Origin of the sequence: Streptomyces sp. NPDC050610, from assembly GCF_040654875.1 — a bacterium.
Taxonomy (GTDB): Bacteria; Actinomycetota; Actinomycetes; order Streptomycetales; family Streptomycetaceae; genus Streptomyces.
The window spans coordinates 266,374-288,927 of sequence record NZ_JBFAIV010000002.1; the positions used below are offsets into that span (position 1 = coordinate 266,374).

19 protein-coding genes are annotated in these 22,554 nt (G+C 72.0%); 9 read left to right on the forward strand and 10 right to left on the reverse strand.

Going from position 1 to position 22,554, the window contains the following annotated elements; translation table 11 throughout:
- The first annotated feature begins 107 nt into the window (after positions 1–107).
- Complete coding sequence (locus tag AB0I22_RS03445) at positions 108–1,109, forward strand: GNAT family N-acetyltransferase (protein WP_363128912.1); 1,002 nt, start codon at positions 108–110, stop codon at positions 1,107–1,109.
- A gap of 42 nt (positions 1,110–1,151) precedes the next feature.
- The gene (locus tag AB0I22_RS03450) at positions 1,152–1,997 is read left to right on the forward strand and encodes a transglutaminase-like domain-containing protein (protein ID WP_363128913.1); all 846 of its coding nucleotides are present in this window, start codon (positions 1,152–1,154) and stop codon (positions 1,995–1,997) included.
- An 86-nt stretch (positions 1,998–2,083) separates the two neighbouring features.
- On the opposite strand, the gene AB0I22_RS03455 is transcribed toward AB0I22_RS03450, so the two are convergent.
- The 9 genes from AB0I22_RS03455 to AB0I22_RS03495 all read right to left on the reverse strand — a co-directional run bounded on the left by AB0I22_RS03455 (position 2,084) and on the right by AB0I22_RS03495 (position 11,588).
- Positions 2,084–3,256, reverse strand: a complete 1,173-nt coding sequence (locus AB0I22_RS03455) for a PP2C family protein-serine/threonine phosphatase (protein ID WP_363128914.1) — start codon at positions 3,254–3,256, stop codon at positions 2,084–2,086.
- 141 nt (positions 3,257–3,397) lie between these two features.
- A complete protein-coding gene (locus tag AB0I22_RS03460) occupies positions 3,398–4,036 on the reverse strand; it encodes a response regulator transcription factor (RefSeq protein ID WP_363128915.1) in 639 nt (212 codons plus the stop codon).
- A gap of 60 nt (positions 4,037–4,096) precedes the next feature.
- Entirely contained in the window at positions 4,097–5,350 is a 1,254-nt protein-coding gene (locus AB0I22_RS03465) for a sensor histidine kinase (RefSeq protein WP_363128916.1), read from the reverse strand.
- Positions 5,351–5,372: 22 nt separating this feature from the next.
- Complete coding sequence (locus AB0I22_RS03470) at positions 5,373–6,116, reverse strand: ABC transporter permease (RefSeq protein WP_363128917.1); 744 nt, start codon at positions 6,114–6,116, stop codon at positions 5,373–5,375.
- On the reverse strand, positions 6,113–7,069 hold the full coding sequence (locus AB0I22_RS03475; RefSeq protein WP_363128918.1) for an ABC transporter ATP-binding protein: 957 nt from the start codon (positions 7,067–7,069) through the stop codon (positions 6,113–6,115). The genes AB0I22_RS03470 and AB0I22_RS03475 overlap by 4 nt, the downstream gene beginning before the upstream one ends.
- 141 nt (positions 7,070–7,210) lie before the next feature.
- Positions 7,211–9,601, reverse strand: a complete 2,391-nt coding sequence (locus AB0I22_RS03480) for a hypothetical protein (RefSeq protein ID WP_363128919.1) — start codon at positions 9,599–9,601, stop codon at positions 7,211–7,213.
- A 338-nt stretch (positions 9,602–9,939) separates the two neighbouring features.
- Positions 9,940–10,308 (reverse strand): DUF6113 family protein, encoded by a 369-nt coding sequence (locus tag AB0I22_RS03485; RefSeq protein WP_363129097.1) that lies wholly within the window; start codon positions 10,306–10,308, stop codon positions 9,940–9,942.
- Between the two features lie 137 nt (positions 10,309–10,445).
- Positions 10,446–11,330, reverse strand: a complete 885-nt coding sequence (gene mshB, locus AB0I22_RS03490; RefSeq protein WP_363128920.1) for an N-acetyl-1-D-myo-inositol-2-amino-2-deoxy-alpha-D-glucopyranoside deacetylase — start codon at positions 11,328–11,330, stop codon at positions 10,446–10,448.
- Positions 11,331–11,393: 63 nt separating this feature from the next.
- Positions 11,394–11,588, reverse strand: a complete 195-nt coding sequence (locus AB0I22_RS03495; RefSeq protein WP_030878306.1) for a hypothetical protein — start codon at positions 11,586–11,588, stop codon at positions 11,394–11,396.
- 293 nt (positions 11,589–11,881) lie between these two features.
- Here AB0I22_RS03495 and AB0I22_RS03500 point away from each other — a divergent pair, with 293 nt between their 5' ends.
- From AB0I22_RS03500 to AB0I22_RS03530, 7 genes are all read left to right on the forward strand, one after another.
- Positions 11,882–13,996 carry a prolyl oligopeptidase family serine peptidase gene (locus tag AB0I22_RS03500; protein WP_363128921.1) on the forward strand — a complete coding sequence of 705 codons (2,115 nt, stop codon included), beginning with the start codon at positions 11,882–11,884 and terminating at the stop codon, positions 13,994–13,996.
- Positions 13,997–14,634: 638 nt separating this feature from the next.
- On the forward strand, positions 14,635–15,672 hold the full coding sequence (locus tag AB0I22_RS03505) for an ABC transporter permease (RefSeq protein WP_363128922.1): 1,038 nt from the start codon (positions 14,635–14,637) through the stop codon (positions 15,670–15,672).
- 75 nt (positions 15,673–15,747) lie between these two features.
- The gene (locus tag AB0I22_RS03510) at positions 15,748–17,541 is read left to right on the forward strand and encodes an ABC transporter substrate-binding protein (protein WP_363128923.1); all 1,794 of its coding nucleotides are present in this window, start codon (positions 15,748–15,750) and stop codon (positions 17,539–17,541) included.
- Between the two features lie 149 nt (positions 17,542–17,690).
- Positions 17,691–18,671 (forward strand): ABC transporter permease, encoded by a 981-nt coding sequence (locus AB0I22_RS03515; RefSeq protein ID WP_363128924.1) that lies wholly within the window; start codon positions 17,691–17,693, stop codon positions 18,669–18,671.
- Positions 18,672–18,736: 65 nt separating this feature from the next.
- Entirely contained in the window at positions 18,737–19,804 is a 1,068-nt protein-coding gene (locus AB0I22_RS03520; protein WP_363129098.1) for an ABC transporter ATP-binding protein, read from the forward strand.
- 13 nt (positions 19,805–19,817) lie between these two features.
- Positions 19,818–20,879, forward strand: a complete 1,062-nt coding sequence (locus AB0I22_RS03525) for an oligopeptide/dipeptide ABC transporter ATP-binding protein (protein ID WP_363128925.1) — start codon at positions 19,818–19,820, stop codon at positions 20,877–20,879.
- Positions 20,880–20,947: 68 nt separating this feature from the next.
- The gene (locus tag AB0I22_RS03530) at positions 20,948–21,160 is read left to right on the forward strand and encodes a DUF397 domain-containing protein (protein ID WP_363128926.1); all 213 of its coding nucleotides are present in this window, start codon (positions 20,948–20,950) and stop codon (positions 21,158–21,160) included.
- 136 nt (positions 21,161–21,296) lie between these two features.
- Here the strand turns inward: AB0I22_RS03530 and AB0I22_RS03535 are convergent, their stop codons facing one another.
- Positions 21,297–22,442, reverse strand: a complete 1,146-nt coding sequence (locus AB0I22_RS03535) for a serine hydrolase (RefSeq protein ID WP_363128927.1) — start codon at positions 22,440–22,442, stop codon at positions 21,297–21,299.
- Positions 22,443–22,554 lie beyond the last annotated feature (112 nt).

Here is a 22,554-nt window from a genome sequence, read left to right on the forward strand (position 1 = left end):
TTCCTCCTCGGTAGGGCTCATCTCGCGCGGGAGCGCGGCGTCGTCGATGCCCGCACCTAGTATCTCCGTTCCCGGGCAAGAGACGCACAAGAGGGGTGGAGAGAGCTGTGGAATTCACCACGGGCGGACGGTTCGAGGTTCGGATCACCCCTGCTGATGTGGGGAAAAGGGTATCGGTGCGGCGCGTCATCGACACCAGCGGGATGACGGAGAAATTCACCGACACTGTCGGCGTTCTCACATCATGGTCGGAGGGTGTGCTGCGGATCACACGAAGATCCGGCGAAACCATCCCTGTGGACGAGGCGACGCTGGTCGCGGGGAAGGTCGTGCCGCCGGCCCCCGCCCGGCGCCGCGTCCCCGCCACGAACGCCGAGGAACTCGACCGGGTCGCGGCCCGCGCCTGGCCGCCGGTGGAGAGCGAGCGCCTCGGCGGCTGGCTGCTGCGCGCGGCGGCGGGCTTCACCCGGCGCGCCAACTCGGTGCTGCCGCTGGGCGACCCCGGACTGCCGCTGGACGCGGCGCTGCGCCGTACCGCCCAGTGGTACGCGGCGCGGGGGCTGCCCCCGTACGTACAAGTCAGCGAGGGCACGGTGGGCGCCGGCCGGCGGCTGGCGGACGCGCTGGCGGAGCACGGCTGGCGCGCCGAGGGGTCCGCGCTCATACGGATCGGGGCGCTCGCGCCCCTCGCGGACACCGGGGCGGACCTCTCGTCCGTAGCCCTCTCGCGGGTTCCGGGCGAGGACTGGCTGCGGCGGTACGGGCGCCTGACGCGGCACGGCCCGGAGGCCGCCGAGGTGCTGGGCGGCGGCCCGTCCGTCTGGTTCGCGACGGTGCCGGGCGAGGGCGGCGAGCCGCCCGCCGCTATCGGGCGGTGCGTCGTGGACGGCCGCTGGGCGGGGTTCACCGCCATCGAGGTCGATCCGGGGCGCCGGCGCCGCGGGCTGGCCTCGGCCGTGCTGGCGGCGCTCGCGGACAAGGCGCTGAGCGAGGGCGCCTCGGCGGCGTATCTCCAGGTGGAGGAGGAGAACGAGGGCGCGCACGCGCTCTACGACCGGCTGGGCTTCGTCACCCACCACCGCTACGACCACTGGCGTGGCCCCGTATAAGGAGTGTGCGGGTCCACCGCCCCGAGTGGGTACGAGGCACATATGTACGACACCACCGGCCGACGGCAGCGGTTCGCGGAGGCGGCGCGCGAGGAGCGCCCCGACCTCGCGCTGCTCTGCCTGCTGCTCGCCGCCGAGGCCGATGCCGGGCTGGACGAGTCCGGCATCGACGCCGCACAGATCGAACTCGACCGGCTGGCCGGGCAGCTGCCCTCGCCGGCCTCCGCCCGGCTGCGGCCGGAGCCGGCGAGATGGGCCCGCGCGCTCGCCGAGCTGCTCGGCGAGCGGCACGGCTTCCAGGGCGGCCCCGCCGACTACCGCAGGCTGGAGTCCTCGCTCCTGCACGAGGTGCTGCGCAGGCGGCGCGGGCTGCCGATCCTGCTGTCCGTGGTGTGGCTGGAGGTGGCGCGGCGGGCGGGCGCCCCGGTGTACGGGGTGGCGCTGCCCGGCCACTTCGTCATCGGGTTCGGCGATCCGTACGGGCCGCACGCGCTGGCCGACCCGTTTGACGGCGGGCGGCCGCTCTCCGACGACGACGCCGGGCTGCTCGTGGCGGGCGCGACGGGCGCACCGCTCTCCCCCGCCATGCTCTCCCCGGCGGAGCCGCTGGAGATCGTGCAGCGCATCCTGAACAACATCCGGGCCTGGGCCACGGCCCGCCCGGAGCGCAGCGACGTCCAGCTGTGGGCCGTCGAGCTGACGCTGCTGCTACCCAGCCACCCGGCCCGGCTCCGGTACGAACACGCCCAGCTGCTCGTACAGCGCGGGGACTTCACGGGCGGCGCCCGCGAGATGGAGGAGTACGCGGACGTGATCGCGGCCATGGAGCCGAGCGCCGCCGAGTCCGTACGGCGTCAGGCGCGCTCGGCGCGGGCGATGCTGAACTGAGCCGGGCGGGCGGACGGCAGCGGCTCAGGCGGCCGGGGCCGGGCGCCTCTCAGCGGTGGCCAGGGAGGAGCGCGTACGAGCCGGCCTCAGGCGGCCTGGGCCTCCTCCGCCGCATCCGCCGCATCCGCCGCGGCGATCGGCACGTCCACGGCGCGCGGCGCCCCGGCGAGGCGCTGGGCGGCCTCGGCACGCCGCACCACCAGCACCGCCGCGTCGTCCCGCAGCTCACCGCCCGTGTACGCGTCGAGGTCGGCGCGGAGCGTGCGGGCGAGGTCGGCCGGGCTCAGGTGCGTCCAGCCGGCCAGCCGCTCGCGGAGCGGGTAGAACTCCCCGGTCGCGTCGCGCGCCTCGGTCACCCCGTCCGTGCACAGGACCATCCAGTCGTCCGCGTGCTGCGCCATGTCCGCGGCCCGGCGCGGCCGGCCGGTGAGCCCGCCCAGCCCGAGCGGCAGCCCGGCGTCGGGCGGCAGCCGCTCCTCCACCCGGTCGCCGCGGATCAGGTAGTAGGGGATGTGGCCGCAGGAGAGCACCCGGCCCTCGCCCGGCGCCGTCATCTCCAGCAGCAGCGCGGTCACGAAGCGCTCGTCGGCGCCGGTGCGGGAGAACGCGTCGTTGTGGCGGACGAGCGCGGCCTCCAGGTGCTCGGCGACGTCCTCCAGGTTCCGTTCGTGGTACGCGGCCTCGCGGAAGGAGGTGAGCACGGCGTGCGCCGCTCCGATCGCGGGCATGCCCTTGCCCTGCACGTCGCCGATCACGATCCGCAGCCCGTACGGGCTCTCGACGGCCTCGTAGATGTCGCCGCCGACCCGGGCGCCCTCCTGGGCGGAGTTGTAGAAACCGGCTACGCGCAGCGCCCCGGCGTCGATGGGCAGGTCGCGCAGCAGCGTGCGCTGTACGGCGTCGGCGACCATGCGGGTCCGGTCGTAGACGGCCTCGCGCTCCGTGAGGGCCCGCGAGAGCGACATGGCGCAGACGCCGATGAGCAGCGCCGCGAAGAAGGCGACGAGGGTGCTGGCGACGGACCAGTCCGGCGCGACCACGCGGTACACGAGCGTCTGGGCGACGGTGTACACGGCGGCCACGAGGACGGTGCCGCGGTAGGAGCAGCGGCGCGCGGCGATGAGCGGGGCGACGGCGGCGAACATGATCACGCGCAGCTGGGGCCCGGTGAGCGCGTCGGCCGCGGCGAGCGCCACGATCGTGGTGACCAGGACCGCGGCGACGAGTCGCCCGCCGTCAGGCGAATGCTTACGGGGCATGGCGGCGGCGGATTCCTTCCTCGGACGAGCGGGATGCGGGCGAGCGGCCGGACTCGCACGCGCGACTCCAGTATCGATTGTCCCGTGCAGTGAACACAGCACGTAGGGACATAAGTCCTCACTGGTCCGGACCGGGCGTTCCTACAGCCAGCCCTTGTCGCGGGCGATGCGGACGGCCTCGGCGCGGTTGCGGGCGGTGGTCTTCTGGATGGCCGTGGACAGGTAGTTGCGGACCGTGCCGGGCGACAGGCTCAGGACCGCGGCGAGTTCCGCGTTGGTCGAGCCGTCGGCGCAGGCGCGCAGCACGTCCTGCTCCCGGTCGGTGAGCGGGTTCGCCCCATCGGTGAGCGCCGCGACCGCCAGCGTGGGGTCGATCACCCGCTCGCCGCGCAGCACGCGGCGCAGGGCGTCGGCGAGCTGCGCCGCGGGCGCGTCCTTGACGAGGAACGCCTCGGCGCCGGACTCCATGGCCCGGCGCAGATAGCCGGGCCGCCCGAAGGTCGTGAGGATCACCACCTTGACCTCGGGGAGTTCCCGCCGGAGCAGCAGGGCCGCGTCGAGCCCGGACATGCCGGGCATCTCGATGTCGAGCAGCGCCACGTCGGGGCGGTGCGCCCGGGCGGCGTCCACCACCTCGTCGCCGCGCGCCACCTGGACGGCGACCTCGATGTCCCCCTCCAGCCCCAGCAGCGCGGCCAGCGCCTCTCGCACCATCGACTGGTCCTCGGCGAGGAGAACTCTTATGCGTCGGGCGGGCCGCTCGCCCCCGGGATCGGTCATGCGCGCAAGCGTAGCCAGCGGCGCGGCCTCCCCCTTCCCGTCAGCTGCCGAGCCGCGTGGTCAGGGCCCCACCTCCAGGTCCGGAGCGACGGGGGCGACACGCCGGGACAGCGGTACGGACGCCCGCAGCACGAAGCCGCCGCGCTCCCCCGGTCCCGTCTCCAGGCGGCCGTCGGCGAGCTGGAGCCGTTCCGAGAGGCCCGTCAGCCCGTTTCCGTACTCGCCCTCGGGGCCCCGGCCGTCGTCCGCGACGGTCAGCCGCAGCTCGTCGCCGCGCTCCTCCAGCGTCACCACGCAGGACCGCGCGCCGCTGTGCCGCACCACGTTGGTGACGGCCTCCCGCAGCGCCCAGGCCAGCGCGCCCTCCTCGTCCAGGGGCAGGTCGGGGTGGTCGGTCGCGACCCGGGACAGGTCGGCGTTGACGCCCGCGGCGGCCAGGGTCGTACGGGCGCCCGCCACCTCGGCCTCCAGAGTGGGGCGGCGGAAACCGCTCACCGCCTCCCGTACGTCCACGAGCGCCTGCCGGCTGACCCGCTCGATGTCCGCGACCTGCTGGGCGGCGCTCTCGGGGCTGGCCGGGAGCATCCGCCCGGCCAGCTCGCTCTTCAGGGTGATCAGCGAGAGCGAATGGCCGAGGAGGTCGTGCAGGTCGCGGGCGAGCCGCAGGCGCTCCTCGTTGGCGGCGAGATGGGCGACGGTGGCGCGGGCCTCGCGCAGCGCCCGGGTGGTGCGGACCATCTGGCGCACCCCGGTCATCGCGAAGCCGCCGAGGAAGGAGGGGATCAGCAGGGCCGCCAGCAGGGTGCCGGCGTCGCCGTCCATGGTCAGCCCCACGGCGAGCAGCACGACGGTGACGAGCGCGATCGAGATGCGGGCTCCCCGTGTCGGCAGCACCGCGCCGCAGGCCACGGAGACGTAGACGCAGAGCACCAGCCAGGGCGGGCCGAGGGTGAGGGCGAGCACGACCCCGAGCGCCATGAGGACACCCAGCGCCGCCAGGACGCGGGCCCCGCGCAGCGGGAGCACGGTGTTGCGGAAGACGAGGACGAGATAGCCGGTGACGAACACGGCCAGCCCGGCCCAGCCGAGCACGGAGCCGCCCCCGCTGTGGTGGCCGTCGAGCAGGTCGGAGATCGGCGCGGCCATGTAGGCCAGCCAGATGCCGATCCACAGCAGCTTGATTATCACCTGTCGGCCGTGCTCGGGCTCCTGGGCGATGGCGAGCCCCCGGCCGGGCTCGTCGTCCTCTTCCGTGAGGTACCGCCACAGCCTGCGGCGCCGCGGAAGACCGGCCCGTTCGCCCCGTTCAGTCATGCTCGTGCCCTCTCCTCGGCCGTCAGGCCTTGCGGGTGTCCTTGCGGTACAGCCAAGCGGCAGCGCCGGCGAAGAGCACAAGATAGACGGCGAGCAGGGCGACATCCTTGGCGTGCGGGGCGTTGCCCAGCTCGATGGCCTGGCCGAGCCCGGCGTACGCGTGGGTGGGCATCCAGTCCGCGATGTTCTGCAGCCACTGCGGGAACGTCGTGGTCGGCATCCACAGGCCGCCCAGGACCGACAGACCGAAGTAGATGATCATCGTGATGGGGCGCACCGCGTCGCCCGTGGCGAGGTAGCCGACGGCCACGCCCAGCGCCGCGAAGACGATGCTGCCCGCCCAGATCGCGACGACCAGCGCGCCCCACTGCCAGGCCGCGTCCAGCCGCACGCCCTTGACCGTGACGGCCACCAGGAAGACAACGACGATCGACGGGAGGGTCACCACGGCGGCCGAGGCTATCTTCGCGGCCACGTAGCCGCGGCCGGGCAGCGAGGTCAGCCGCAACTGGCGCACCCAGCCCTTCTCGCGCTCCTTGGCGATCCGCTCGCTGTTGCCCATGAGGACGGCGGTGATCGCGCCGAAGGACGCCATGGACACCATGAAGAGCAGCGGCAGCGACAGATGGGTGTCGCCGATCGGCTCCGAGGTCTTCGCGCCGCCCGCGATCAGCAGGTAGAGCGCGGAGGGGTACAGCACCGAGAAGAACATGAACTTCTTGTTGCGCAGGGTGCGCTTGATCTCCAGCTTGACCAGGGTGTTCATCGGTTTCCCCCCTCCTCGGCGGTGGCTGCGTCGGTGATCGCTATGAATGCCTGCTCCAGGCCGAGCCCGGCGACCTCCAGGTTGCGCGGGTACAGGCCGAGTCCGTAGAGCGCGTGCACCGTCGCGTCGGCGTCGTGCGACTGGATGCGGACCGTACGGCCGGAGACCTCCGCGGCCGACAGGCACGGCAGTCCGCGCAGCGCCGTCTCGTCGATGGGGCCCTCCAGGTCGAAGACGATGCGCCGCGCGCCCGCCTTCGCCTTGATCTCGGCCGCCGAGCCGTCCGCGAGGACCCGGCCCCGGTGCAGCACGATCACCCGGTCCGCGATGGCGTCGGCCTCTTCGAGGTAGTGCGTGGCGAACAGGACCGTACGGCCGGCCTGCGCCTGCTCCCGCATCGCGCCCCAGAACGCCTGACGTACCGTCACATCCATGCCGGTGGTCGGCTCGTCGAGCACGATCAGGTCATTGGGTCCGGCCGTCGCGAGCGCGAACCGCACCCGCTGCTCCTGGCCGCCTGAGAGCTTGTTGACCATCCGGTCGGCGATATCGGTGATGCCCGCGGTCTCCATCACCTGCCGCGCCGAGTACGCGCGCGGGTGCAGGTCGCACGCGAGCTGCACGATCTCGCGGACCTTCACGTCCTCCATCAGGCCGCCGCTCTGGAGCATCGCGCCGACCTTGCCCCGCATGATGGCCTGCTGCGGCGAGGTGCCGAAGACCTCGACGGTGCCGGAGTCCGCGTTGCGCAGCCCGAGCAGCAGGTCGAGGGTCGAGGACTTGCCCGCGCCGTTGGGGCCGAGCAGCGCCACCGTCTCGCCCGGGAACAGCTGGAAGTCCAGGTCGCAGACGGCGCGCACGCTGCCGTAACTCTTGTTCACATTGCCGAAGCTGACCACGGGAGCGTCAGTGCGGCGCTCGTCCCCCGTGCGTTCGATCGCTGAAGTGGTCATGAGGACAACCTTCGCGGACGCGGGCGGCGCGCGGCAGTGTCAGCGGTCGTGAACTCGGGATGACAGATGTCATGGGTCGCGCCATGACCGAGCCCCCGCACCGGCGGTGCGGGGGCTCTCGGGCCGTGCGGTACGGACTCGTCAGGTGCCGTTGACCGGGATGACGCCGATGCGCTCGGCGGGCGTCTTGCCGACCAGCGCCTTGCCGAGGGCCACCGCGACGTCCTGCGGGGTGACCGGGGTCTTGGAGCCGTTGCCGCGCTGGATCAGGACGCCCTGGAAGGTCGTCCCGTACAGCTCCTTGAGCACGGGCAGGTTGTAGCTCTGGACGAGCTGCCCGTTGACCACCTTGACCGAAAGGATCTTCGGCAGCGACAGCGCCGGGCTGAACGGGATGCTGTGCGCGGGGTCGGTCTGGACGTGGACGAGACCGGACATCGCGGGCTTCGCGAAGTCCTTCATCAGCCGGTCGACCTCGGCGTTGCTGACCGCCGGCTGCCGGCTGGTGCTGGGCAGCGCCGTGACCTTGTCCTGACCGGTCTCCGCACGCCGGCGATAAGCGTCGGTCACGGCCCCGATGGCCTTCTTGGTGTCCAGGCCCTGGTGCGCCTTGCCGTAGACCGGCACGGCCTTGCCGGGCTCGAACTTGATGGTGCCGTCCTTCGCCCCCGCCGTGCCGCCGGCCAGCGTGTCGAGAGCGGAGGTCATCTTCTCGTCGTCCGCGACGATCGTCGGCTCGGCCTTCCGGGCCCCGCCGAACAGCGAGCCGATGACGGTGACCGGGTTGTACTCCCGGCCCGCCAGACCGCGCACGGTGGCCTGGGTGTCGACCGTCAGCCCCGCGATGGACGGCTTGAGCTCGCTCTGCTTGCCGCCGATCGACACCTTCAGGGGCGCGGTCTTGCGGTTGCCCAGCGCCTTGTCGAGCTTCTGGACCGCGGCTTCCTTCGTCGTGCCGCCGATGTCGACGCCGAGGACGGTGGTGCCGGCCGGCACGTCCGAGTGGTCGAGCAGCAGGCCCGCGCCGTACGCGATGCCGACGAGCGCCACGAGGCCGCCGCCGAGCAGCACGATCTTGGAGCGGCCCTTCTTCTTCGCCTTCTTCGGCGCGGCCTTCGCGGCGGCCGGTGCGGGCGCCGCCGCACCCGGCTTGGGCGCCGGGACCGCGACGCGCGGCGCGCCGCTGTCCACCGCGCCGCCGCCCTGCCCGGGGCCGCTCTGTCCGGGCGTGCCGGAGACCTGGCCGTCGGCCATCGCCGCCGCCGGGAAGAGCGGCTTGGCGCGGGCCTCGGAGGGCGGTACGACCGGGATGCCGCTGACGAGGGTGTCGCTGGACGTACGGTCCGCCGAGGCGCTCGCCGCACCCGGCGCCTTGGCCTGCGCGTCGAACGAGGGCTTCCCGTCCTGCCCGAAGGGGGCCTGCGGGGTCAGCCGCGCGGTGTCGTCGCCGCGCGAGGGCGCACCGCCGGGGCCGCCGGGGCCCGAGCCGGGTGCTGTCCCGGCGTCCGCGGCGCCCCCTTGGGGACGCGAGCCGAAGGCCGTGTCAGGTCCGGACCCGAAGGGGGAGGCGGAGCCCGCACCGGCCCCCGCACCCGCGCCGAAGCCCGCACCGGGGCCGCCGGAGCCCGCGCCGGACCCGAAGGCCGGACCCGTGCCGGGCGCGCCGGAACCGAAGTCCGCACCGGGACCGCCGGAGCCCGCGCCCGCGCCGAAGCCCGGACCCGTGCCCGTACCGGGTACGCCGGAGCCCGGACCGGCGCCCGTGTCCGAGCCCGAGCCGAAGCCCGGACCGGAACCCGCGCCCGCACCGCCGGAGTCACGCCCCGCGCTGAAGCCCGAGCCCGCGCCGGACCCACTGCCGCGGCCCGCTTCCGGGCCGGAGCCGAAGGCCGGGCCGGCGCCGGGGGCCGTGCCCGCCGGGCGGGCGGGCGGCGTGCCAGGGAAGCCGCTCGGCGGCTGTACGCGCGGGGAGCCGGCCGCCGGCGTGTCCGTACGAGCCGGGGGGCCGTCGGCGGAGAAGGGGAGGTCGGAGCGGCCGCCGATGCCCGGGGCCTGGAACTCCTGGGTGGTCTCGGCCGCCGCGGCCGGGCGCGGCGTCGCGCCGGTCGTCGAGGAACCCGACGCTCCGGAGGACGCGGCGGGCTTGCGCGGCGCGAACCAGTCGCTGGTCTTCTCCTTCTGCCCCGAAGGCTGCCCCGGGCCCTTTCCGGGGTTCTGTCCCGAGCCCTGCCCCGGGGCCCCGGGCGCGCCCGAAGGCGCTCCGGGCCGCAGCGGGTCGGGCTCCGTGCGCGGCCCCGGCGGGACCGGGGGCGCCGCGGCGGCGGGCGCGCCCGGCCTGGGGTGGGCGCCCGTGCGCTCGCCGCCCTTGCCGGAACCGGCGCCGGCGCCGTTGCCGCCCCCGGTCTGGGTCGGGTCGTCCGCGACCGACGTGCGCATCACGACTGGCGGAATGGGCCGCGAGCCCGGGATGTTGATCCGAATCCGGGTGGTCAGCGTGGTCTCGGTCTTCGGCTCCTCCGGCTTGGGTGCCACGGTCGGCTCCTCTGCGCCTGCGCCGACTTCGTCCTGCGTGGGATGCAGCGACGGATACTGGCGGGCTCCGTACGGCGGGGTCCCCGACGGGTACGCGGTGCCACCGCGCCCCTGGGACCCAGAGGACGAACTGTCAGATTCACGGCTCAATGCAGGTTCTCCCAGTTAGCTCCGCCGCCCGTCATGACCTCGTGCGGGCGGCTCGGCGGCGCGCACCACCATACTGGCCGCCGCACACGCCCACTTGACGTCCGGCGGGCGGCCGTCGCGAGCGGGGGTCGGGTACGGGGCTCGACGGACCGATTTCCGCAATCGGACGTCAAGCGGAAAACGTCACGTCACTTACCAAGTCGGGCTGTCGATCTGTCCGGTTGCGCCGCTTTCGGGAGCGTGGCACACATCACAGCCGCGAACATCCCCCCCAGCAGGAAAACGTAGGTGCCGAGCCCCGCCCCGAAGAGGAAGTCGCCCTCCGGCCGGGTCGCGGTCAGCAGCAGCACGACGATCAGCCAGCCCGCGCCGGGCGCGGCCCCGCCGACCCTGCTGCCGGTCGCCTTCACCCCGCCGTAGCAGAGGGCCGCCAGGCCCAGCAGCGCGAGCAGCAGCCCGCCGGGGAACCAGCCGGCCTGTACGAGCGCGCCCGCGATCCCGACCAGCGCGCCGAGCACGAGCAGGCCGAGGTACGCGGCGATCCGCCCCGCGGTCATCGGCTTGGCCAGGCCCGTACCGAAGACCGCCGCGCGAGCCGCCTGGGCCGAGGCCCCGGCGGACCCGCCGGGATTGCCCGCCCCGGCGGATCCGCCGGACGCGGCCTTCGCGCGCTTCGCACCGTCGCCCGCGGCCGTCACAGCGCCACCCCCGCGAACAGGTCGTCCTCGCGAGCGGCGCCGGCCGTACCCCGTACGAGCTGGTAGTACTCGGTCGAGAGGAGCGGCTGCCCCAGGTCGTTCGAGAGCGCGAAGAAGGGGCCGTCCACGGCGATCTGGGTGGCGTGGGCGCGCATCGCGGCGGTCTTGGCCGCGCTGTGCGCCGAGCCGTCGATCGCCGCCGTGATGTCGGCGTCGTCGACGACGCCCGGCACGTCCTCGGTGGAGGCGATCTCGGGGAAGGGGCTCTCCTTCCCGGCGGCGCGCAGCCGTGCGATGCCCTCCTCGATGACGGAGAGCGGTATGCGGTTCCAGTAGATCTTCGCGATGGCGTGGGCCGCGCCGAGCTCCGGCCGGAAGGCGGGGTCGGCCGCCAGGTCGGCGGCGCGCATCGCGACGCGGTGCGCCTGGATGTGGTCGGGGTGGCCGTAGCCGCCCTCCGGGTCGTAGGTGATCAGCACCTGCGGGCGCACCTCGCGGATCACCTCAACGAGGTACCCGGCGGCGTCGTCCGGCTCCGCCCGCCAGAAGGAGTCGGGGCGCTCGTTCTGCGGCGCGCCCATCATCCCGGAGTCGCGGAACCGGCCCGCGCCCCCGAGGAAGCGGTGGTCGGCGACGCCCAGCGCCCGCATCGCGGCGGCCAGCTCGCCCACGCGGTACGGGCCGAGGGCGTCGTCCCGGTCGGCGGCGAGGTGCGCCAGCTCGGGCGGGATCACCTCGCCCTCCTCGCCGAGGGTGCAGGTCACGAGCGTGACATGGGCGCCCGAGGCCGCGTACGTGGCCATGGTCGCGCCATTGTTGATCGTCTCGTCGTCCGGGTGGGCGTGCACCAGGAGGAGTCGGCGGGCCGGAAGGTCACTCATGGGGAACAGCGTACGAGCCGCGCGCCGCCGGCGAGCGGCGGGAACCGGCTCACCGCCGCCCGCTCAGAACTTGAGGTTGCCGATCATCCCCGCGACGTTCGTGGTCAGCTGGTGGAGGGTCGGGGCGACGGACGAGCTGGCCAGGTAGAACCCCAGCAGCATGCAGACCGCCGCATGACCTGCCTTCAGTCCGGACTTCCGGACCAGCAGGAAGACGATGATCGCCAGCAGCACCACCGCCGAAATCGAGAGTGCCACAGCGGTTCACCTCCAGGGACGCGCGGTCGGATGGACAGCATGGAACGCAGGCATGGGAAAGCCAAGGAAAGGCATACCCACTATGCGCGAGTGATCATAACTTTCCGTACGCGCGCATGAGTCGGTGCACGGGAGCAGAACGGGGCGCACACCCGCCTCGGCATCGGCATCGGTACCCGGCGGATATGCCCCTGTCCGTAGGCCAGTTGATGTTTCAAGCGGCAAGATCGCGTGAAGGTCCCCTGGCTGTGGCCGAAACCGTGGGTCCAGGAGAGGAAACGTAGGGTCAGAGCATGACTTTTCCGCGGCAGCACGCGCGTACCCAGCGCTTCTCCCTCGGCGCCCCGCGCGCCTTCACCGTGTCCCCCGACGGTTCTCGTGTCGTCTTCCTGCGCTCCCGAACAGGCACCGATCGGGCGAACGTCCTATGGGTCCTCGACCTCGACGAGAACCGCGAGTATCCGGCGGCGGATCCGGGGGAGCTGCTCGGCGGCGCGGGCGAGCGGCTGTCCGCCGAGGAGCGCGCCCGGCGCGAGCGCACCCGCGAGGGCTCGGCGGGCGTGGTGGGCTACGCGACGGACGCGGCGGCCGAGTCGGCGGCGTTCGCCCTCTCCGGCCGGCTCTTCGCCACCGACCTGCGGTCCGGCGCGGCGCGCGAACTGCCCGTGCCCGGACCGGTGGCCGATCCGCGCCCCTCCCCCGACGGGCGGCACATCGCCTACGCCGCGGGCGGCGCGCTGCGGCTCGTCGCCGCGGACGGCTCCGGAGACCGCGCCCTGGCCGGGCCCGAGGGCCCTGAGGACCCCGCCGTCTGGGGCCTGGCCGAATTCATCGCCGCCGAGGAGATGGACCGCTACCGCGGCTTCTGGTGGTCCCCCGAGAGCGACGCGCTGATCGCCGCCCGCGTCGACGACTCCCCCGTGCACCGCTGGTGGATCGCCGACCCCGCCAACCCGGACCGCGAGCCCGCCGAGCAGGCGTACCCGGCCGCCGGCACCCCGAACGCCGACGTCTCCCTCGCCCTGCTGCGCCTCGACGGCACCCGCACGGACATCGTGTGGGACCGCGATCGCTACCCCTACCTCGCACGCGTCCACTGGTCCGCGGACGGGCCGCCGCTGCTCCTCGTCCAGGCCCGCGATCAGCGCTCTCAACTGCACCTGGCCGTGGACGCCGAGACCGGCGCCACCCGGATGCTGCACGCCGACGAGGACCCGGTGTGGCTTGATCTTTTCCCCGGCGTGCCCGCCTGGACGCCGGACGGACATCTGCTGCGGATCGCGGACGAGGGGGGCGCGCGGGTGCTCGTCGTCGGCGACCGCGCCCTGACCGGACCGCAGTTGCACGTACGGTCCGTGCTGGACGTGGGCGGCAACGACGTGCTCGTCTCCGCGTCCGCCGGACCCGAGGCCGCCGCCCCGGAGACCGGCGAGGTGCACGTCTACCGCGTCAACGAACTGGGCGTGGAGCGCGTCTCGCAGGGCCGGGGCGTGCACGCGGCCGTACGCTCCGGCGACGTCTGCGTCATAGTCTCCGCGGTGCTGGAGCGCGCCGGGGCGGCCGTCGAGGTGCTGCGCGACGGCAAGCGGGCCGCCGCCGTGGACTCGTACGCCGAGAAGCCGGAGCTGACCGCACGCCCCGAGCTGACCGAGGCCGGGCCGGACCGCATCCCCTGCGCCGTCCTGCTGCCCACCGGCTACCGCGACGGCGACGGCCCGCTCCCCGTCCTCATGGACCCCTACGGCGGCCCGCACGGCCAGCGCGTCGTCGCCGCGCACAACGCGTACCTGACCTCGCAGTGGTTCGCCGACCAGGGGTTCGCCGTGGTCGTCGCCGACGGCCGGGGCGCCCCGGGCCACTCGCCCGCCCGCGAGAAGGCCATCCGCGACACCATGGCCGACGTGGTCCTCGACGACCAGGTCGCGGCGGTACGGGCGCTCGCCGACCGCTACCCGCTGGACCTCGGCCGGGTCTCCATCCGCGGCTGGTCGTTCGGCGGCTATCTCGCGGCCCTCGCGGTGCTGCGCCGCCCGGACGTCTTCCACGCGGGCGTCGCGGGCGCGCCCGTCACCGACTGGCGGCTGTACGACACCCATTACACGGAGCGCTACCTCGGCCACCCGGACGAGCAGCCGGGGGTGTACGACGCCAACTCGCTCGTCACGGACGAGGGGCTGTCGGGCGCGGCGGAGGAGGCCCGGCCGCTGATGATCGTGCACGGCCTCGCCGACGACAACGTGGTGGCCGCGCACACCCTGCGGCTGTCCTCGGCGCTCCTCGCGGCGGGCCGCCCGCACGAGGTGCTGCCGCTGTCGGGCGTGACGCACATGACGCCGCAGGAGCAGGTGGCCGAGAATCTGCTGCTGCTCCAGGTGGACTTCCTCAAGAGGTCGCTGAAAATCGACTGATCCTTGAGCGGTCGGTGGGAAAAGCGGCCGACCATTCCCCTGATCGGCGGTCCGGAAACTCGTTCGGCCCGCGAGGCAGCCTGATCCGCGTCCCACCCTGTCCTGTCGGAGGAGCGTGACAGGGGCGACGCGGACAGGAACTCGACGGCAGGGACCCGGCGGTGGCGGGCGGCGGCGAGCCGGGCTTCGAGGAGTTCGCCGCCGCCACGGCTGCCGCGGGTCGCGTGGCTGCTCACGGGCGACGCCCGTCAGGCCGAGGGCCTGCTGTACGAGCGGGCGTCCGCGGGCCGGCGGGCGCGCGAGTCCCCGACCGCCGCCGGTCCCGGGCGTGCGGCCCGGACCGTTCATCCGAGACTGCCCATCCAGTCGCCGGAATATCCCAATACCCCTCGCGCACCTCGCTATTCAGTTCCCAGCCGTGTACCGAAAGCCATTGTCAAGCACGCCCGCACCTCGATCTGCAAAACCTTCGCTCAAGATACGAAGGAACGCCGCATCCGCCGCTGACGCCCTCTTGACCGGCCTGCGGATTCATTGCAAAAGTCCGGTCAACTCGCGGCGCACACAGCGCCCGCGACGGCTCCACGAGTTGACAGTGCGGACGACAGTGCGGACGACCAGTGCGGGGGCTTCACGCGATGACGAGTCCTTCCCAGGCCGCGGCGGCGGGCGCCGGCGGCGCCTCCCCTCTCGACCCGCTGAATGTCACCCCGGACGGCGGCGGGGATTCGGGAAAACTGGTCGGGAGGTCGCCGGGCCAGTTGATGTGGCGGCGGTTCAAGCGCGACCGCACGGGCGTCGTCTCGGCGTTCGTCGTGCTCTTCTTCCTGCTGGTGGCCGTCGCCGCGCCGCTGATCTCCAAGCTGTACGGGAAGGACCCGACGACGACGTACGGGCTCGACGAGCCGGGCCTGCTGAATGAGTTCGGATATCCGATCAAACCGAACGGCGGGATTTCCGGCGACTTCTGGTTCGGCATCGAACCGACCCTGGGCCGGGACGTTTTCACCCAGCTCGTCTACGGAATCCGCACCTCGCTGCTGATCGCCACGATCGCCACCGTGCTCTGTGTGGTCACGGGCGTGCTGATCGGCGTCACCGCCGGCTATATCGGCGGCCGGACCGATTACTTCCTCGGCCGCTTCATCGATCTGCTGCTGGCTTTCCCCAGCCAATTGTCCTTCGTCGCCTTCACCCCCGTCGTGTACTCCCTCTTCGTCTCCCCGGAGAAGGAGACGCCCACCTATCTGCGGGTGGTGACGCTGATTCTGGTGCTGTGGCTGCTCGGCTGGATGGGAATGGCCCGGCTGCTCCGCGGCCAGGTGCTCAGCCTGCGGGAACGGGAGTTCGTGGAGGCCGCGAAGGTCACCGGGGCCGCGCCGTGGCGCATCATCACCAAAGAGCTGCTGCCCAATCTGTGGACGCCGATCCTGGTGCAGACGACGCTGATGCTGCCGACGCTGGTCACCGTGGAGGCGGGGCTGTCCTTCCTCGGCGTCGGGATCGTCGAGCCGACCCCCGACTGGGGCCGCATGTTCAAGGCGGGCGCCGATTACTACGAAAGCGATCTCACCTACATCTTCTTCCCGGGCATCGCCATGATTGTTTTCGTGGTCGCCTTCAACCTGCTCGGGGATTCGGTCCGGGACGCATTCGACCCGAAGACGAACCGTTAGGCGACGCCCCGGATATCCACACCACAGGTGTGCACGCCACGGATATCCATCCGACACCCGAGGCAGGAGCAATTCATGACTTCGTCTCCCCGGCGCAGAGCCCGGCTCGCCGCCGTCGCCCTGGCCACCGGAGCTCTCGTGCTCACCGCCTGCAGCAGCGGCGGCGGGGGCGGTGGCGACAAGAAGGAACAGGGCCCGTCCTCGGACAAGAACAAGGCCTCCAATTTCACGATCGGCACCGAGGCCGATTCGAAGGGCCCCGCCCCCGAGGTGCCCGGCGCCAAAAAGGGCGGCGCCGTCACCGTTCTCCAGCGGGACGCCTTCAACCACCTCGACCCCGGCCAGATCTACTACTCCGACATGCTGACCGCCCAGATGCTCTACAACCGCTCCCTCACCTCCTACAAGGTGGACCCCTCGGGCAAGGCCAAGGTCGTCGGCGACCTCGCCACCGGCCCCGGCACCGCCTCCGACGGCGGCAGGACCTGGACGTTCAAGCTCAAGGACGGGCTGAAGTTCCAGGACGGCTCGCCGATCACGTCCAAGGACGTGCGGTGGGGCATCGAGCGGCTCTACGCCGACTTCGAGACCGACGGCCCGATGTACATCCCGCAGTGGCTCTCGGGCGACGGGACCTCCTTCCGCAAGGCGCTGCCGGACGGCCCGTACAAGGGCGATCACCTGCCGTCCTCGGTGCTGGACACCCCCGACGCCAAGACCGTCGTCCTGCACTTCCGCAAGCCGCACGCGGACACCCCGTTCGCCACCGCGATGCCCAACGTCGGGGCGGTGAAGGCGGCCAAGGACACCCAGCGCAAGTACGACAACGCGCCCTTCTCCTCCGGCCCGTACCAGGTCGCGGACTTCAAGGTCGGCAAGTCGCTGACGCTGGTGAGGAACCCCAACTGGGACCCGGCGACGGACCCGATCCGGCACCAGTACGCCGACCGGTTCGACATCAGCTTCGGCCACCAGCCTCAGGACCTGACGCGCCGCACCCTGGCGCAGCAGGGCGGCGACAAGAACGCGATGTCGTTCACCAACGCCGTCGACCCCGGCATGACGCAGAACGTGCTGGACGACGCCGGGACCAAGGCCCGCCGCTTCGTGGAGATCCAGCCGTACGTCGACTACATCAGCTTCAACATGACGCGGCTCAAGGACGTCAAGGTCCGCAAGGCGCTGGCGTACGCGATGCCCAACGGGCAGATCCTCCAGCAGAACGGCGGCACGACCGCCGGCACCATCGCCACCAACTACCTGTCCCCGGCGATGGACGGCTACCAGGCCACCGATCCGTACGGGAAGAAGACGCACCCGGCGGGCGACGCGGAGAAGGCCAGGGCGCTGCTGAAGGAGGCCGGGAAGGTCGGCCAGGAGATCGTCTACGCCTACCGCAACACGGACGTAGAGCAGAAGGTCGCGGTGGTGGTGACCCAGGCGCTCCAGAAGGCCGGTTTCAAGGTCCAGAAGAAGGAGGTCGACGCCAATACCTGGCGGACGGCGACCTCCCAGGTGGACAACAAGTTCGACATCTACCGCTCCTCGTGGGGCGCGGACTGGCCGGTCTCCTCGACGGTCGTGCCGCCGCTCTTCGACGGCCGGGTGATCGCGGACGGCAGCCAGAACTACGGGCACCTCGACAACCCGAAGGTCAACTCCGAGATCGACCGCATCAACGCGATCACGGACATCAAGCAGGCCGCGCCGGAGTGGATGAAGCTCGCCGACAAGATCTTCACGGAGGACGTGCCGGGCGTCCCGACCTTCTACAACCGCCAGTTCTCGCTGTGGGGTTCGGGGCTCGGCGGCGTCAAGTACATGCCGGTGTACGGCTCGGTCGACCCGACCGGCGTCTACGTGAAGTAGCGGAAGCAGCAGACGTAACAGCAAGCAGCACCGGCCGCACGTACGGCCGTGCCCGCCGGTCACCGAGGCGGGCACGGCCCCCTCCCACCAGCCAGGACGCCCCGCGCGCCCGTACCGGAACGCGCCCGTACCGGAAGAACCGCGATGCCATGCTCCGTTTCCTCGCCCGCCGTTCGCTCGGCGCGCTCGTCATCATCCTGCTGATCAGCGCGATCACGTTCTTCCTGTTCTTCGCGCTGCCCTCCGAGCCGGCCCTGATGTCCTGCGGCAAGAACTGCACGCCGGACGCGCTCGCCGTCATCAACAAGAACCTCGGCCTGGACCAGCCCGTGCCCGTCCAGTACTGGCACTACATGATCGGCATCTTCGCGGGCCGCGACCTGACCGTCGGCCACTGCCCGGCCCCCTGCTTCGGCTACTCCTTCTCCAACCAGCAGCCGGTCTGGGGCACCATCGTCGACCGCTACCCCACCACGCTCTCGCTCGCGCTCGGCGGCGCGTTCGTCTTCCTGATCGTCGGCGTCGGCTTCGGCATGATCGCCGCGGCCCGCCGCGGCACGCTCGTCGACAAGCTCTTCAGCTCGCTGTCGCTGATCGGCAACTCGCTGCAGATCTACTTCGTGGGCGTCATCGCGCTCGGCCTCTTCGTCAGCGGCGGGCTGCGCATCCTGGACGAGCCGGGCTACCACCCGTTCACCGAGAATCCCGGCAAGTGGTTCATGGGGATGCTGCTGCCCTGGCTGGTGCTGTCGATCATCTTCGTCGCCAACTACACCCGAATGACGCGCTCCCAGATGATCGAGCAGCTGAGCGAGGAGCATGTACGGACGGCACGGGCCAAGGGGCTGTCCCGCCGCGCCGTCTTCTTCCGCTACGCGTGGCGCGGGGCGCTGGCACCCATCGTCACCATCTTCGGCATCGACCTCGGCTCGCTCTTCGGCGGCGCCATGATCACCGAGTTCACCTTCAACCTGCACGGGCTCGGGCGGCTGGCGGTCTCCTCGGTGACCGAGACGGACCTGCCGACCCTGATGGCCGTGATGCTCGTCGGCTGCACCGCGATCGTCGTCGCCAACATCATCGTGGACGCCGCCTACGCCTTCATCGACCCGCGCGTACGCCTCGCCTAGCGCACGGGTCCAGCCCAGCCGCCCAGCCGCCCCCAGGAGCCTGGAGAACCACCGACGTGACCACTGTGACCCAGCCCGGCGCCGCCGGCCCCGCCCCGGACGCGGGCCCGGAACCGGACGACGCGTTCCTGTCCGTACGCGACCTGTACGTGCGCTTCGGCACCGAGGACGGCGTCGTCAAGGCCGTCGACGGCCTCTCCTTCGACCTCGCCCGGGGCCGCACACTGGGCATCGTCGGCGAGTCCGGCTCCGGCAAATCCGTCACCAACCTGACCGTCCTCGGCCTGCACGACCCGCGCAACACCGAGGTCAAGGGCGAGATCCGGCTGGACGGGCAGGAGCTGACCGGCGCGGGCGAACGGGCCCTGGAGCGGCTGCGCGGCAACAAGATGGCGATGATCTTCCAGGACTCGCTGACCGCGCTCTCGCCGTACTACACGGTGGGCCGCCAGATCTCCGAGCCGTTCCGCAAGCACACCGGAGCCTCCCGGCGGGACGCGCGGCTGCGCGCGATCGAGATGCTGGAGAAGGTCGGCATCCCCAACGCGGCGCTGCGCGTGGACGATTACCCGCACCAGTTCTCCGGCGGCATGCGGCAGCGCGCGATGATCGCCATGGCGCTGGTCTGCGACCCCGAGCTGCTGATCGCGGACGAGCCGACCACCGCCCTCGACGTCACCGTGCAGGCGCAGATCCTCGACCTGCTCAAGGACCTTCAGCAGCAGACGGGTTCGGCGATCATCCTGATCACCCACGACCTGGGCGTGGTCGCCAACACCGCCGACGACCTGCTGGTGATGTACGCGGGCCGGGTCATCGAGCGCGGTACGGTCCGCGAGGTGCTACGGGCGCCCCAGCACCCGTACACGTGGGGGCTGCTGGGCTCGATGCCGCGGCTCGCCTCGAACGTGGCGGAACCCCTCACCCCGATCCCGGGCGCGCCCCCGAGCCTGCTGGCCCCGCCGTCGGGCTGCCCCTTCCATCCGCGCTGCGGCTTCGCCGCGGACGTCCCCGGCGACCGGTGCCGTACGGAACGCCCGGAACCGCCGGCCGGCCGCGGCGCGGCCTGCCACCTGACCGCGGAGCAGAAGCGGACCACCTTCACCGAGCAGATCAAGCCCCGGCTGGGCTGAGGAGCGAACGCAGATGACTGACATCCTCGTCGCCGAGGGGCTGACCAAGCACTTCCCCATCATGGGCGGCTTCCCGATCAAGCGGCGGGTGGGGGCCGTACAGGCCGTGGACGGCATCGACCTGACCGTACGGGCCGGAGAGAGCTTCGGCCTGGTCGGCGAGTCCGGCTGCGGCAAGTCCACCACCGGCCGCCTCCTGACCCGGCTGCTGGAACCGACGGCGGGCCGGATCACCTACCAGGGGCAGGACATCACCCACGCCGGCCGCAAGGCGCTGGCCCCGGTCCGCTCCGAAATTCAGATGATCTTCCAGGACCCGTACTCGTCCCTGAACCCGCGCCAGACGGTCGGCACGATCATCTCCGGACCCATGGAGATCAACGGAATCGACCCGCCGGGCGGCCGCGAGGCCCGCGTCCGCGAACTCCTGGAAATCGTCGGCCTCAGCCCCGAGCACTACAACCGCTTCCCGCACGAGTTCTCCGGCGGCCAGCGCCAACGCATCGGCGTGGCCCGGGCCCTGGCCCTCGGCCCCAAACTCATCGTCGCCGACGAACCCGTCTCCGCCCTGGACGTCTCCATCCAGGCCCAAGTGATCAACCTGCTCCAGGAACTCCAGCGCGAACTGGGCATCGCCTTCCTCTTCATCGCCCACGACCTGGCCGTGGTCCGCCACTTCTCCCAGCGCGTCGCCGTCATGTACCTGGGCAAGATCGTCGAGGTGGGCGCCAGGGACGACATCTACCAACGCCCCCGCCACCCCTACACCCACGCCCTCCTCTCCGCCGTCCCGGAGGCGGCCCTGTCCGACGAGGACGACGCCGCCCCCCGCCAACGCATCCGCCTCGCAGGCGACGTCCCCTCCCCCGTCGAACCCCCCTCCGGCTGCCGCTTCCGCACCCGCTGCTGGAAAGCCCAGGACATCTGCGCCCGAACGCCCCCACCACTGGCCCGCATCGAGGGAAACCGGGAGGGCCACCTGTCGGCCTGCCACTTCCCGGAGGCGCCGACGATGGAGATAGACGAGGCCGTGGTCCTGGACCCGGCGCTAAGGGCGAAGGAGGGGGGCGAGTGATGGGCGGGGGCGCCCTGTCTCCGATGAGTCGATCGCCTACATCAAAGGCATGTTCAAGGAGCGGACTTATGCGTAACGGAATCAACGTGACGCCCACCGAGTGGGTCCGGTCGTCGCACAGCGGGCCCGAGGGCGGGCAGTGCGTCGAGTGGGCCCCCAGTGCCGTGGTTCACGGCGTCGTGCCCGTCCGTGACAGCAAGGACCCCTGCGGCCCGGTCCTCGCCGTCTCCCCCGCCGCGTGGGCCGCGTTCATCGCGTTCGCGGTCTGTAGCGACGCGTAGGACGGCGACGGCCGCCCGCGCGCACGCGGAAGGCCCCCGCTCGTCCACCGTGGGGGTGGGGACGGTACGGGGGCCCGTGGTGGCGCTTGTGATCAGCGGCCGTTCAACGGCCGCTCAGTGAGCGCTCAGCGTCCGCTCAGTGGGCGAAGCCCCAGTCGAGCATCTTGGTGGCGTCGTCGAAGCGACCCTCGTCGTCGCGGAGGATCGCGCCGACCAGCGTGCGGTTGTCGCGCTTGGCGGCGAAGACGAGGCAGTAGCCGTCCTCCGGGCCGCTGCCGGTCTTGATGCCCAGGATGCCGTCGTAGCTGCCCAGCAGCTCGTTGGTGTTGTTCCAGGTGTAGTACCGGGTGTGGCCGTTGGCCGCCGGGGCCTCGGTCTTGTACTGCTTGTTCTTCACGACGTCGGCGAACGTCGGCTGCAGCATCGCGCGCTGGCCGAGCTTGGCCAGGTCGCGGGCGGTGCTGTGGTTGTTGCCGTGCGAGATGCCGTCGTACGTGTCGAAGTGCGTGCCCTTCATGCCCAGCTGCTGCGCCTCGGCGTTCATCTGGCGCACGAAGTCGGCGATCCGCGCGTCCTCGGTGTCCCCGGAGCCGAAGTTGTCGGCCAGGGCCCGCGCGGCGTCCGAGCCGGACGGGAGCAGCATGGCGTGCAGCATCTGCTTGACGGTCAGCTTGTCGCCCGTCTGGAGATCGGCGGTGCTGGCGCCGACCTTCTGCACGTAGTCCCGGTACTCCTGCTTCACCTCGATCTGCCGGTTGAGCCACTCCGGGTGCTTGAGCACGATCAGAGCGGTCATGATCTTGGTGGTGCTGGCCATCGGCACGCTCTCGTCGGCCTTGGCCCCGCCCCACATCGGCCGCTCCTGGCTGCCGTCGCGGGCGTCCAGCAGGAAGGCGTGGTCGGCCTTGATCTGCGGGGCGGCCTGGTCCTTCGGGTCCTGCGCGGCAGGGGCCTTGCCGGGCTGAGCGGTCTTGCCGGCCGTCTCGCCGGCCTTGCCGTCCGACTTGTCCTTGACAGCGTGCTGCGTGGACTGGGCAGGGTGGAGCTGCCGCTGCACGTCCTGCTGGTGCGCGTCCTGCCGCTGCACGTCCTGCTGGTGACCGGCCGGGGCGGTGGTCTCGCCGCTCTGCTGCCCCTTCTCGTCGACGGAGTGCGCGGTGCCGGGCGTGGCCGCCTCGGCGAGGCCGGCGGCGCTGATCGGCAGGGCGGCGCCGACGAGCGCGACCATCGCGACCCGGACACCGGTGCGGTGTATTCGGTTGGGGCGGGCGTGGGAACCCATGGGCATCCCTTCTTCCGGCGCAGGGACGCCGGGATGTAGCTGAAAGTAAGTTCACACCGAACTTACTTGCGCGATGACAGCGACTGTCAAGCGAGCTTTGTCATAGCCCCGT